Here is a 12,642-nt window from a genome sequence, read left to right as displayed (position 1 = left end):
GGCAGGTCACCTGACGATAAAACAGCAGCTCAAACAGCTATACACCGAGTGTACAACCTGTGTGTATAGTGCACGCCATGCCTGCTGCACATGAAAAGATGATGAAAATACGGAAAGGGTTCCGTGCGGCGGCGGCCATCGCCGCCGCCGGAGCCCTTTCCCTCGGCCTGAGCGGCTGCACGAAGTACGACACGTCCAAGCCGAGCGCCGCCCGTGCCCAGGACGCGAAGCCGGCGTCGGCGTTCGGCACGGTCGACTGCCGCCGGGCCAAGTGCGTCGCGCTCACCTTCGACGCGGGCCCGAGCGAGAACAGCCCCCGGCTGCTGGACATCCTCAAGGAGAAGCGGGTCCCGGCCACCTTCTTCCTGCTCGGCAAGAACCACATCGCCAAGCACCCCGAGCTGGTCGAGCGGATGGCGCGCGAGGGACACGAACTCGCCAGCCACACCTGGGACCACAAGATCCTCACGGACCTCGACGACGCCGCGATCCGCGCCGAGTTCAAGCGCACCGACGACGCGGTGGAGAAGATCACCGGCAAGCGCCCCACGCTGATGCGCCCGCCGCAGGGCCGCACCAACGACCATGTGAGCGAGCTGGCCAAGGAGGAGGGGCTGGCGCAGGTCCTGTGGGACGTGACCACGAAGGACTACACGCTGCCGCCGTCGAAGACGATCACCGAGCGGGCCGTGACGCAGACGCACCGGGACTCGATCATCCTGCTGCACGACATCTACAAGAACACCGTGCCCGCGGTGCCCGCCATCATCGACCGGCTCAAGGCGAAGGGCTACGTCTTCGTGACGGTCCCCCAGCTGCTGGCACCGGGCAAGGCCGAACCGGGCAAGATCTACAAGCCCTGACGCCCCGCACGCCCTAGCATCGCGGCATGACCGCCCAGATCAGGATCGTCCGCGAGACCCCGCTCAGCCCCGCCGAGGCCTGGCTCCGGCTGACCGACTGGGAGCGGCACGGCGACGTCGTGCCCCTGACCCGGGTCACCGTGAGCACCCCGCCGCCGACGGGCGCGGGCACCGTGTTCACCGCCCGCACCGGCGCCGCCCGCCGGCTCGGCTTCGACGACCCGATGGAGGTCGTCGACTGGCAGCCCCCGCACCGCTGCCGCCTGGAGAAACGCGGCCGCGTCGTCACCGGCTGGGCCGAGTTCGAGGTCCGGGCGCTCGACGGGGGCGGGTCCCGGGTGGAGTGGCGCGAGGAACTGGCGGTGTGGGGGCTCCCGAGCCTGGCGGATCCGGTGCTGAGGACCGCGGGGCGGTGGATGTTCGGGCGGGCAGTGGACGGGCTGCTGCGGCACGGCGGCTGACCGCGCGGGCCGCAGCCCCGCCGTCCCTCACAGCAGCGGCGGCCGGGCGTTCCGTACGAGTTCCAGGGCCTGCTGCGGGAACCAGTCCCCCGCGTCCGGGTCGACCGTGCCGCGCTCGGGGTCCTCGGGGCCGTCCGTGCCGCGCAGGCACAGCCCGTCGGACTCGCCCGGCGTCTTGATCCACAGACGGGCGTCCTGAAGCGGATCACCGGTCCGCAGGGTCGGCCGGGCGCCCAGGCCGCGGCCGGGCGGGTTGCACCACTCCTGCGCGTCGGCGTACTTGCCCGCCGGTGCGGTCCACGGCCCCTGCCCGTTGCGGCTGGAGTCGGTCACGAAGTGCGCCATCCGCGACGCCGGGACGTGCACGTGGGCGTCGAGCCAGCTCTGCGCGTCGGCCCGCGGCCACCACTGGTCCGGACACTCGGCGGCGTCCCCGCCCCCGTCGACGTAGGCGAGGCACGACGAGATCAGCTTCCCGTACCAGGAGTTGGCGTCGTCCGTGTGGTAGTTCGAGACGTTGGTGAAGAAGCCGGAGGCGCGGGTGACTCCGCCCTTGACGAGCCTCGGCACGATGGAGCCGACGGAGTGCCAGCCCGGGTGCCCGGTGTCGAGATAGACGCGGGTCCCGCGCAGCGGCTCCAACGTGTCGACGGCGTAGCCGACTTCGGCGTACCGTGCGGCGGTCAGGGTGCCCTCGGCGTCGTCCTGGCCGCAGTCGGCGGGCAGCAGGGCGAGCGAGTCGGGTTCTAGGACCACCATGGCGTCCCGGGAGCCGATGCCGCGCGCGACGGCGTCGATCCAGGCCCGGTACTCGGCGGTGTTCGCCGCGCCGCCCGCCGAGTAGTTGGCGCAGTCCCGGCCCGGGACGTCGTACAGCGCGAGGACCGGGACGGCCCCGGCGCGGGCGGCGTCCTTCGTCACGTCCCGGACGAGCCGTTCCACCTCGGCCGGGCTGCGGCCGTCCAGCCAGACCGCCTGCGGGGTGGCGAGCATGGCCGCGAGGCCGGCGGCGTCCTTGTACTGCCCGGCCCTGACCAGGTCGCGGGCCTGGCGCACGGCGTCGGGGTTGGGTTCGGGGGTGTAGAGACGGGCGCCGGGCCGCGCCGTGTCGGCGGCGACGGCGGGGCCGCCGGCCAGCAGCCCGGACAGCACGACGGAGAGGGCCGCCACGGCCGTCGCGCCACGGTGGAGGGCGCGTCTGAAGGGTTCTCGCACGGGTTGACTCCTGGGTCCTCAGCGGTCACGGAAAGACGTTCGGGGGGACGTGCGGGAGCGCTCCCACACGAGGGTCCTGGGCGTGCCGGGCGGCGTCAAGTACGCTGCACGAGGCTCTTGTTGTCACATGCCGCTCCTCTTTCACGGCAGGCTCCGGATACGATCACCCGGGAGGGCCGGAGCGGTCGCCCGGACCAGATCCGCCAGGTCTCAAGGAGGAGCCGTGGACGAACTCCGGTTGCGCGTCGACGTCGAGGGCGGGCTGCCCGCGGCTCAGCTGGACCGGCACGTACGGTCCCTCTTCCAGGATCTGCGGGGCCTCGGTGTGCTGCGCGTCGAGCGCGCGTCGGCCGCGGCTCCGGCTGGCTCGATGGCGGGCGTGGGACACGATCTCGCGGTCCTGGTGCTCAGCGGGGCCTTCTCGGCGGCGGCCCTCAAGGCCGTCAGCACCGTCGTGGTGGCGTATGTGAACCGCGGCAAGGCCCGTGCCGTGGAATGGGAGTTCGGCGGCGACAAGGGCACCTTCACCGCCCTGTCCGCGAAGGATCAGCACGCCCTGGTGGAGGCGGTCACGGCGCGGATCGCGGCCGGGGCGGCGGGCGGCGCACCGAGCGGTACGGACCCCGCCGGGTCCGGCGCGCCGGACAGCACGGACTAGGCGACGGACCGGGCGGGGGACTTCGATGGCGGGGCGCCGCATCGCGCTGCTGATCGCGACGGACGGGTACGACGACCCCGGACTCAGCCGGCTGCGGGCCCCGGCGCGGGGTGCCACCGATCTGCAGGCGCTGCTCCAGGACCCGGCGATCGGCCGCTACGACCACGTACGCACGCTCCTGAACCGGCCGAAGGCGGAGATCGAGGCCGCCGTCGAGGAGTTGCTCGCGGACCGGTCGCCGGACGATCTGGTCCTGCTCTATCTGTCCTGCCACGGTGTCCGCACCGAGATGGACCGCCTGTACTTCGCGACGCTCGGCACCCGCCTCGCCCGCCCGGGCACCACCGCGATCCCGGCCCGCTTCCTGCACGAACACCTCGACGACTGCCAGGCCGGGACCAAGGTCGTCCTGCTCGACTGCTGCTACAGCGGCCTCTTCCACCGGGGCGCGCCGATGTCGCACGCGCCGGTCGACGTGGGCGCGGCGCTCGGCGGCCGAGGCACCTTCGTGATCACGGCGTCGACGGCCCTGGAGTACGCGTACGACGGTGACCAGCAGCTGACCCTCGACAACTCCACGTCGGCGACGCGCTTCACGGCCGCCGTGATCGAGGCGCTGAGCACGGGACTGGCCGACCAGGACCACGACGGGATCATCACGCCCGACGAGCTGTACCAGTACGTCCACGACACGGTGGTCAACCAGGCGGGCCCAGAGCAGACCCCGACCAAGTCGGGTCAGTACGAGGGCACGGTCCCCCTCGCCTACGCACCGGACAAGGACATCTCGGCCGGCCCCGCGGGCCGGGCCGCCGCCGCTCACGAACTGCTGCTGGGCGAGCTGCTCCCCCCGCCGGTCGAGACCACGGACCGGGGTTTCGTCTGCGACGCCTGGGAGGGCTCGTCCCGGCTGATGGTGCCCGTGGGCCGGCTGGAGCACGCGGCGGGCGGGGAGGCGATGTGCCTCGACCTGGCGGGCCGCGAGGGCAATCTGGCCGCGGTCGGCAAGCTGGGCAGCGGCAAGACGACCCTGTTGCGCTCGCTCGTGCTGTCCCTCGCGCTGACGCACAGTCCGGACGAAGTGGAGTTCGTGCTGTTCGAGGGGGCCGTCAATCGGTTGGGGGTGCTGCGGGGGCTGCCGCATGTGCGAACAGTCGTCTCACCGGACGAACGGGATGGCCTGGAGAAGGCGTTGGGCGGAGTGCTCGACGTCATCACCACACGGCGCAGGCTGTTCCTCGACCATGACATCGACTCGGTGGAGGCGTTCCGCACGCTGCGGGCCGAGGGTGAGCTGGCGGGTGACGGTCACGGTGATCTGTTCGTGGTGGTCGACGGCTGGATGGACTTCTGCTGGGAGTTGAGCTGGTTCAACGACCGGTTGCACCGGCTCGCCAACACCGGCCTGAACTACGGCATCCACCTGGTCGCCGCCACCCGCCGCTGGAGCGACTTCTCGCCCGATCTGCTCGGCCTGCTCGGCACCCGGGTGGAACTGGCCCTCGACGACCCGCTGGAGTCGTCCGTCGACCCCACGCTCGCGGCGAGCGTGGGCACCGGCTGGGCGCTGGCGCGGCGCCGCCGCTTCCGGGTGGCGGTGCCGCGGCTCGACGAGGTCACCGGTGACGTGGCGGCTCGTCGTTCCCTCGCCGACACCACGCAGCGGGTGCGCACCGCGTGGCAGACACTGCCGACCGGTTCCCCGCGCAGCCGTCGGCGCCCTTGGGTGTCGTTCGCGCAGGTGCTCGGCCTGGACGAGGATCTGCGCGGCCTGGACCTGGACACCCTGCGCGCCGGCGTCCAGGGACTCGACGCGCCGCTGGGCCGCTTCTACGACACTGACAAGCCGCTCACGCTGTCCGTGGGCGACCCGGGTGCCGGCGGCATGGGGCAGCACGGTCTGATCGTCGGCGGGGCGGGCTCCGGCAAGTCCGAGCTGCTGCGGACGCTCGTCCTGTCGTTCGCGCTGCACCACACGCCCGGGGAGCTCAACTTCCTCCTGGTGGCGGCCGGTGGTAGCCACACGTTCGACGGACTGACCACGTTGCCGCACGTCTCCGCCACGGTCGACGTCGACCCGGGGCCGGCGGGCCCCGGACAGCTGGACCGCCTCATCCAGGCCGTGACCGGGGAGATCCGGCGGCGTCAAGATCTGTTGCGCTCGGGCCGCCACACGTTCGCGTACGCGCACCACGAAGCTGACGCGGCCGATCCCTGGGTCGCGCCGGTGCCGAACCTGTTCGTCGTCGTCGAGGACTTCGTCACGCTCCTGGAGGCGAAGCCGGACCTCATGGAGGTGTTCGTCCAGATCGGCCGCCTGGGGCGCGCCCTCGGAGTGCATCTGCTGCTCGGCGCGCGCCGTCTGCCGGACGGAGTGCTACGCGGCCTCACCACGCACCTGGCGTTCAGGATCGCACTGCGCACCGCCACGCCCGAGGAGTCGCGGATCGCGATCGGCGTGACCGACGCGCACCGGCTGCCCCGCGACCCGGGTGTCGGCTATCTCCAGTGGGGCACCGACTTCCTACGGCGCTTCCAGGCGGCCTACGCCTCGGCTCCGCACGAGCCGGGACCCGACTCGGTTCTCGACGTGGTGGCCCACCGCCTCGCCGACGAACGTCCGTCCGCGTATCAGGTGATTCTTCCGCCGCTGCACGAACCCCCCACGCTCGAAAGCCTGTTGACGGCTCAGGGCCACTCGTTCGCCGACACCCTGAAGGTCCCGGTCGGGCTGGCCGACAAGCCGTTGGAGCACCGCCGCGATGTGTGGACTCTCGACTTCTCGGGGGAGGGCGGGCACCTTCTGGTCGCCGGACGTCCCGGATCGGGGAAGACCACCCTGTTGACGACACTCGTCTGTGGTTTCGCCCTCCTACACCCGCCGAGCACCGTCCAGTTCTACCTCCTCGATCTGGACGGCGGGCTGGCGGACCTGGACCGACTGCCGCACGTCGGCGGCGTCGCGGCGCGCACCGACGGGGACCGGGTGCAGCGCACTGTCGCCGAGGTCAGCGGGATCATGCGGCGGCGCGAGGAATGGGCCCGCAGGCACGCGACGGACCCGGATCCGGACGACAGGTGGGGGGACGTCTTCCTCGTCGTCGACGGGATCAGCACCCTGCGCGCCGAGTACGAGTCGCTGGAGCCGACTCTGGAGAGCATCGCACGTCACGGCCGTCGCTCCGGCGTGCATCTCGTCGTGACCACGAGCCGCCACACCAACGTACGGCTGGGCCTGCACGAACAGTTCGACCAGGTCGTCGAATTGCGCCTGACCGATCCCGTCGACTCGTATCTGGACCGCAGGCGCGCCTCGCTCGTCCCCGAGCAGGCCCCGGGACACGGGCTGTCGTCGGACCGGTACCACGTGCTCACCGCGCTGCCGCGTCTCGACAGGGTCGGCCGGACGGCCGGTTCGGGCGAGGCCCTGGACGACCTGACGGCCGAGGTGATCCGCCGGTGGGGAGACGTACCTCCCGCTCCCCCGGTCCGCATGCTCCCCTCGCTGCTCTCCCCTGCCGAACTGCCGCCGCTCGGCGAGGCGCCCGGCGAAGTGCTGCGGATCGGTCTCGACGAGTCCAGCCTCGACCCGGTGGACGTCGACTTCGAGAAGAGCCCGCTGTTCCTCGCCTTCGGCGAACCGGGTTCCGGGAAGACTTCGTTGCTGCGGATGATCGGACGGCAGGTCACAGGGCGGTTCACACCCAAGGAAGCGCAGTTGGTGGTCGTCGACTACCGACGTACTCTGCTCGACGCGTTCCCCGACGAGAGTGTGCTGGGCTACGGGCTGTCGATGCCCCACATGGCCAAATTGGCCAAGGATCTGACCGTCAATCTCACCATGCGTGTGCCGGGACCTGACGTGCCGACAGCGGAGATGCGCAAGCGCAACTGGTACAAGGGGCCGCTCGTGTACCTGCTGGTGGACAACTACGACCTGGTCGCCACCGCGTCGGGCAACCCGCTGACGCCCCTGCTCGAACTCCTCCCCTACGCACGGGAGGTGGGCCTGCGAGTGATCCTGACCCGGCGTACCGGGGGCGCCGCACAGGCCCTCTACGAGCCCTTCCTGCGACAGGTGAGGGACCTGGACGCACAGGGCGTCGTCCTCTCCGGGGACCGGGCGGAGGGCGATGTGCTCGGCTCGATCAAACCCCGCCAGGAACCCCCCGGCCGTGGCACCCTGTTCTCCTCCCGGCACACCCACCGCCGCGTCCAACTGGCCTACGACCCGCCCGAACCCCCTCAGGCCACCGACCCGATCCGCACCGTCGCCCCCGCCTCGTGATGGATCGGCGTGTGCGCCCCGGTCAGGGAGACGCCGCTGCCGCCGCGTCGGCCGGCCACGATCTCCGAGGCGATGGAGACCGCCACCTCCTCCGGGGTGCGGGCGCCGAGGTCGAGGCCGATGGGTGAGCGCAGGCGGGCCAGTTCGAGTTCGCCGACGCCGACGTCGCGCAGGCGCTCGTTGCGGGCCAGGTGGGTGCGGCGGGAGCCCATCGCCCCGACGTAGGCGACGGGGAGCCGCAGCGCGAGTTGCAGCAGCGGGACGTCGAACTTGGCGTCGTGGGTGAGGACGCACAGCACGGTGCGGCCGTCGACCTCGGTCCGTGCCAGGTATTTGTGCGGCCACTCGACGACGATCTCGTCGGCGTCGGGGAACCGCGCGGCCGTCGCGAAGACGGGCCGGGCGTCGCACACGGTGACGCGGTAGCCGAGGAACTTGCCCATCCGTACCAGCGCCGACGCGAAGTCGATCGCGCCGAACACGATCATGCGGGGTGCGGGGACGGACGACTCGATGAGCAGGGTGAGCGGTGCTCCGCAGCGCGAGCCCTGCTCACCGATCTCCAGGGTGGCGGTGCGCCCGGCGTCGAGCTGCGCGGCCGCCTCCGCCGCCACGGTGCGGTCGAGCTCGGGGTGGGCCCCGAACCCGCCCTCGTACGAGCCGTCGGGCCGCACGAGCAGCGCCCGGCCCATCAGCTCGGCGGGGCCCGACACGATCCGGGCGAGCGCCGCCGCCGTCCCCCGTGCGGCGGCGGCGAGCGCGGACCCGAGCACCTCGCGCAGGGCCCGGTCACAGGCGCGTACCGGGGTGACGAGGATGTCGATCACGCCGCCGCAGGTGAGCCCCACGGCGAACGCGTCGTCGTCGCTGTAGCCGAAGCGTTCGAGGACGGGTTCGCCGTCCTCCAGCGCCTGTCGGCACAGTTCGTAGACCGCTCCTTCCACGCAGCCGCCGGAGACCGAGCCGATCGCGGTGCCCTCGCTGTCGACGGCGAGCGCCGCTCCCGGTTGCCGGGGCGCGCTGCCGCCGACGGCCACCACGGTGGCCACGGCGAAGTCGCGTCCCTGCTCGACCCACCGGTCGAGCTCTTCGGCGATGTCCAGCATGTCTCGGTCTCCTCACGGATACGCAATGGGTGGAGGGCGGGCGCTACTTGACGCCCAGCCAGCTCTCGATGGGGTGCAGGCCGAAGTAGACGAGGAAGACGAGGGTCAGCACCCACATGAAGGCGCCGATCTCGCGGAACTTCCCCTGCGCGGCCTTGATCGCGGTGTACGAGATGACGCCCGCGCCGACGCCCGCCGTGATCGAGTAGGTGAACGGCATCAGGGCGACGGTGAGGAACACCGGCACCGCCACGGCCCGGTCGGACCAGTCCACGTGCCGGGCGTTCTGCATCATCATCGCGCCGATGACGACGAGCGCGGCGGCGGCCACCTGGCCGGGCACGATCTGCGCGAGCGGCGTGAAGAACAGGCCGAGGGCGAAGAACAGGCCGGTGACCACCGAGGACAGGCCCGTGCGGGCGCCCTCGCCGACGCCGGTCGCGGACTCGATGAAGACGGTCTGGCCGGAGGCGCCGGCGACACCGCCGATCGCGCCGCCCGCGCCGTCGATGAACAGCGCCTTGGACAGGCCCGGCATCCGGCCCTTGTCGTCGGCCAGCCCCGCCTCGGTGCCGACGCCGATGATGGTGGCCATCGCGTCGAAGAAGCCGGCGAGCACGAGGGTGAAGACGATCATGCCGACGGTCATGCCGCCGATGGAGCCCCAGCCGCCGAACTCGACGTGGCCGAAGAGCCCGAAGTCGGGCATGGAGACGGCGCTGCCGGACAGGGCGGGCGGGCTGCCGCCCCAGACCTTGGGGCTGAGGTCGAAGACCGCGTTGACGATGACGGCGAGGATGGTGCCGACGACGATGCCGATCAGGATCGCGCCGGGGATGTTGCGCGCCTGGAGCATGAAGATGAGCAGCAGGGTGACGCTGAAGAGCAGCACGGGCCAGCCGGAGAGCTGACCGCCGGTGCCCAGGGTGACGGGGTTGCCCTTGCCGACGAACCCGGCGTTGACCAGGCCGATCAGGGCGATGAACATGCCGATGCCGATGGTGATGCCGTGCTTGAGCGCCAGCGGTATCGCGTTCATGATGATCTCGCGGAGCCCGGTGACGACGAGCAGCACGATCACGACGCCGTACAGCACGCACATGCCCATGGCCTGCGGCCACGTCATGTTGGGTGCCACCTGCGTGGCGAGGACGCCGGAGACGGACAGGCCCGCGGCGAGGGCGAGCGGGACCTTGCCGACGAAGCCCATCAGGAGGGTGCAGACGGCGGCGGCGAGCGCGGTGGCCGTGATCAGTCCGGCGTGGCTGAGCTTGTTGCCGTCCACGTCGGGGCCGCCGAGCAGCAGCGGGTTGAGCAGCAGGATGTAACACATCGCCATGAAGGTGGTGATGCCGCCGCGCACTTCGCGCGCGAACGTCGATCCTCGCTCGGAGATGTGGAAGTAACGGTCGAGCCAAGACCGGCCGGCGGGCGGACGCGAACCCGCGCCCGCGTCCTCCGCGGCGGTCTTCGGCTCCACGGACTGCTGGGTCATGGTGCCTCGTTTCCCAAGGTTCAAAGGGGCACCCGCGAACATCACGACGGAGCGCGGGTTTTGGGATGGCTGCACGACCCGGGGGACGGCCCGAGGCGCAAGGTGGGGGGGGGACGGGGTGCCGGTGCCTGGACCGGCACCCCGTGAGGGACGGGGCTAGGCCGTGGCCGTGCCCGTCAGGTGCTCGGGCCGGACCGGAGTCCGGTCGAGTTGCAGGCCCGTCGCGTTCCGGATCGCCGCGAGGACGGCCGGGGTGGACGACAGGGTCGGTGCCTCGCCGATGCCGCGCAGCCCGTACGGGGCGTGCTCGTCGGCGAGTTCGAGCACGTCGACCGGGATGGTCGGCGTGTCGAGGATCGTGGGGAGCAGGTAGTCCGTGAAGGACGGGTTGCGCACCTTCGCGGTCTTGGGGTCGACGACGATCTCCTCCATCACCGCGATGCCCATGCCCTGGAGGGTGCCGCCCTGGATCTGGCCGACGACGGACAGCGGGTTGAGCGCCTTGCCGACGTCCTGGGCGCAGGCCAGTTCGATGACCTTGACCAGGCCGAGCTCGGTGTCGACCTCGACGACGGCGCGGTGCGCGGCGAACGAGTACTGCACGTGCCCGTTGCCCTGGCCGGTGCGCAGGTCGAAGGCCTCGGTGGGCCGGTGGCGCCACTCCTCCTCGACCTCGACGGCCTCGCCCTCCAGTACGTCGGTCAGGTCGGCCAGGACCTCGCCGCCGTCGGTGACGACCTTGCCGCCCTCCAGGAGGAGTTCGGCCGTCGCCCACGCCGGGTGGTAGGTGCCCAGCTTGCGGCGGCCGATCTCCAGGACCTTCTCGCGCACCAGCTCGCAGGCGTTCTTGACGGCGCCGCCGGTGACGTACGTCTGCCGGGAGGCGGACGTCGAGCCGGCCGAGCCGACCTGGGTGTCGGCGGGGTGGATGGTGACCTGGGCGACGCCCAGCTCGGTGCGGGCGATCTGCGCGTGGACGGTGATGCCGCCCTGGCCGACCTCCGCCATGGCGGTGTGGACGGTGGCGACGGCCTCGCCGCCGACCACCTCCATGCGCACCTTGGCGGTGGAGTAGTCGTCGAAGCCCTCGGAGAAGCCGACGTTCTTGATGCCGACCGCGTAGCCGATGCCGCGGACGACGCCCTCGCCGTGCGTGGTGTTGGACAGGCCGCCCGGCAGCTGACGCACGTCGGCGCCCTCGCTGGACTCCCACTGGCGCTCCATGGGCAGCGGCATCGCCTTGACGCGGCGCAGCAGTTCGGCGACCGGCGCGGGCGAGTCGACCGGCTGCCCGGTCGGCATGATGGTGCCCTGCTCCATGGCGTTGAGCTGGCGGAACGCGACCCGGTCCATGCCGATGACGTCGGCGAGCTTGTCCATCTGCGCCTCGTACGCGAAGCACGCCTGGACCGCGCCGAAGCCGCGCATGGCGCCGCAGGGCGGGTTGTTGGAGTAGAGCGCGATCGCCTCGATGTCGACGTCGTCGATGACGTACGGGCCGACGCTCAGCGACGACGCGTTGCCGACGACCGCCGGGGAGGCCGAGGCGTAGGCGCCGCCGTCGAGCACGATCCGGCACTTCATGTGCGTGATCCTGCCGTCCTTCGTCACACCGTGCTCGTAGTGGAGCTTGGCGGGGTGGCGGTGGACGTGCCCGAAGAAGGACTCGAACCGGTTGTAGACGATCTTGACGGGCTTGTTGGTGCGCAGGGCGAGCAGGCAGGCGTGGATCTGCATCGACAGGTCCTCGCGGCCGCCGAACGCGCCGCCGACGCCGGCCAGCGTCATGCGCACCTTGTCCTCGGGCAGGCCGAGCACGGGCGCGATCTGCCCGAGGTCGGAGTGCAGCCACTGGGTGGCCACGTACAGGTCGACGCCGCCGTCCTCGGACGGCACGGCGAGGCCCGACTCGGGGCCGAGGAACGCCTGGTCCTGCATGCCGAAGTAGTAGTCGCCCGTGACGATGTGGTCGGCGCGGAGCGCGGCCTTGTCGGCGTCTCCGCGGACGATCGGCTGGCGGTGCACGATGTTCTGGTGCGGGACGTGCCCGGCGTGGTGGTCGTCGCGGCCCTCGTGGACGAGGATCGCGTCCGGCGCGGTCGCGGACGCCTCGTCGGTGATGACGGGCAGTTCGCGGTAGTCGACCTTGATCTTGGCGGCGGCCCGGCGGGCCGTCTCCGGGTGGTCGGCGGCGACGAGGGCGACGGGCTCGCCGTGGTGGCGGACCTTGCCGTGCGCGAGGACGGGGGTGTCCTTGAACTCCAGGCCGTACGTCTTCACGTCGGTCGGCAGGTCGTCGTAGGTGAGGACCGCGTAGACGCCGGGGGTCGCGAGCGCCTCGCCGGTGTCGATGGAGACGATCTCGGCGTGCGCGACCGGGGAGCGCAGGATCTGGCCCCACAGCATGTCCTCGTGCCACATGTCGGACGAGTACGCGAACTCGCCGGTGACCTTGAGGGTGCCGTCGGGGCGGAGCGTGGACTCGCCGATGCCGCCCTTGGTGGGGGCGCCCTGCGTGACGTCGAAGGGGATACCGGTGGTGCGGGTGTCAGCCAT

The 12,642-nt window shown here is 71.5% G+C and carries 8 protein-coding genes; 4 read left to right on the top strand and 4 right to left on the bottom strand.

Annotated elements, in window-relative coordinates:
- Positions 1–98: 98 nt before the first annotated feature.
- Positions 99–863: a polysaccharide deacetylase family protein gene (locus tag ABZ930_RS16655; protein ID WP_361548242.1), complete on the top strand. Its 765-nt coding sequence runs from the start codon at positions 99–101 to the stop codon at positions 861–863.
- A gap of 26 nt (positions 864–889) precedes the next feature.
- A complete protein-coding gene (locus ABZ930_RS16650; protein ID WP_361548045.1) occupies positions 890–1,324 on the top strand; it encodes an SRPBCC family protein in 435 nt (144 codons plus the stop codon).
- A gap of 27 nt (positions 1,325–1,351) precedes the next feature.
- On the opposite strand, the gene ABZ930_RS16645 is transcribed toward ABZ930_RS16650, so the two are convergent.
- Positions 1,352–2,539, bottom strand: coding sequence for a glycoside hydrolase family 6 protein (locus tag ABZ930_RS16645; RefSeq protein WP_361548042.1), 1,188 nt, complete (start codon positions 2,537–2,539; stop codon positions 1,352–1,354).
- A 223-nt stretch (positions 2,540–2,762) separates the two neighbouring features.
- Here ABZ930_RS16645 and ABZ930_RS16640 point away from each other — a divergent pair, with 223 nt between their 5' ends.
- Positions 2,763–3,197 carry a hypothetical protein gene (locus tag ABZ930_RS16640; RefSeq protein ID WP_361548039.1) on the top strand — a complete coding sequence of 145 codons (435 nt, stop codon included), beginning with the start codon at positions 2,763–2,765 and terminating at the stop codon, positions 3,195–3,197.
- Between the two features lie 25 nt (positions 3,198–3,222).
- The gene (gene eccCb / locus ABZ930_RS16635) at positions 3,223–7,485 is read left to right on the top strand and encodes a type VII secretion protein EccCb (protein WP_361548036.1); all 4,263 of its coding nucleotides are present in this window, start codon (positions 3,223–3,225) and stop codon (positions 7,483–7,485) included.
- Here the strand turns inward: eccCb and ABZ930_RS16630 are convergent.
- The 3 genes from ABZ930_RS16630 to ABZ930_RS16620 all read right to left on the bottom strand — a co-directional run bounded on the left by ABZ930_RS16630 (position 7,443) and on the right by ABZ930_RS16620 (position 12,642).
- A complete protein-coding gene (locus tag ABZ930_RS16630; protein WP_361548033.1) occupies positions 7,443–8,591 on the bottom strand; it encodes an XdhC/CoxI family protein in 1,149 nt (382 codons plus the stop codon). The genes eccCb and ABZ930_RS16630 overlap by 43 nt on opposite strands.
- Positions 8,592–8,634: 43 nt before the next feature.
- Positions 8,635–10,086 (bottom strand): NCS2 family permease, encoded by a 1,452-nt coding sequence (locus ABZ930_RS16625; RefSeq protein ID WP_361548030.1) that lies wholly within the window; start codon positions 10,084–10,086, stop codon positions 8,635–8,637.
- A 156-nt stretch (positions 10,087–10,242) separates the two neighbouring features.
- A complete protein-coding gene (locus ABZ930_RS16620; RefSeq protein WP_361548027.1) occupies positions 10,243–12,642 on the bottom strand; it encodes a molybdopterin cofactor-binding domain-containing protein in 2,400 nt (799 codons plus the stop codon).

This window comes from Streptomyces sp. NPDC046716, from assembly GCF_040645755.1.
Classification (GTDB): domain Bacteria; phylum Actinomycetota; class Actinomycetes; order Streptomycetales; family Streptomycetaceae; genus Streptomyces.
The sequence above is the reverse complement of the archived record's forward strand: the minus strand, read 5'-3'. Positions and strand labels throughout refer to the sequence as shown.

What these genes read in the sequence shown, in the direction of transcription:
- ABZ930_RS16625 (WP_361548030.1), bottom strand. Translation starts at nt 10,086, where the DNA reads ATGACCCAGCAGTCCGTGGAGCCGAAGACCGCCGCGGAGGACGCGGGC.
- ABZ930_RS16655 (WP_361548242.1), top strand. Translation starts at nt 99, where the DNA reads ATGATGAAAATACGGAAAGGGTTCCGTGCGGCGGCGGCCATCGCCGCC.
- ABZ930_RS16630 (WP_361548033.1), bottom strand. Translation starts at nt 8,591, where the DNA reads ATGCTGGACATCGCCGAAGAGCTCGACCGGTGGGTCGAGCAGGGACGC.
- eccCb (WP_361548036.1), top strand. Translation starts at nt 3,223, where the DNA reads ATGGCGGGGCGCCGCATCGCGCTGCTGATCGCGACGGACGGGTACGAC.
- ABZ930_RS16620 (WP_361548027.1), bottom strand. Translation starts at nt 12,642, where the DNA reads ATGGCTGACACCCGCACCACCGGTATCCCCTTCGACGTCACGCAGGGC.
- ABZ930_RS16650 (WP_361548045.1), top strand. Translation starts at nt 890, where the DNA reads ATGACCGCCCAGATCAGGATCGTCCGCGAGACCCCGCTCAGCCCCGCC.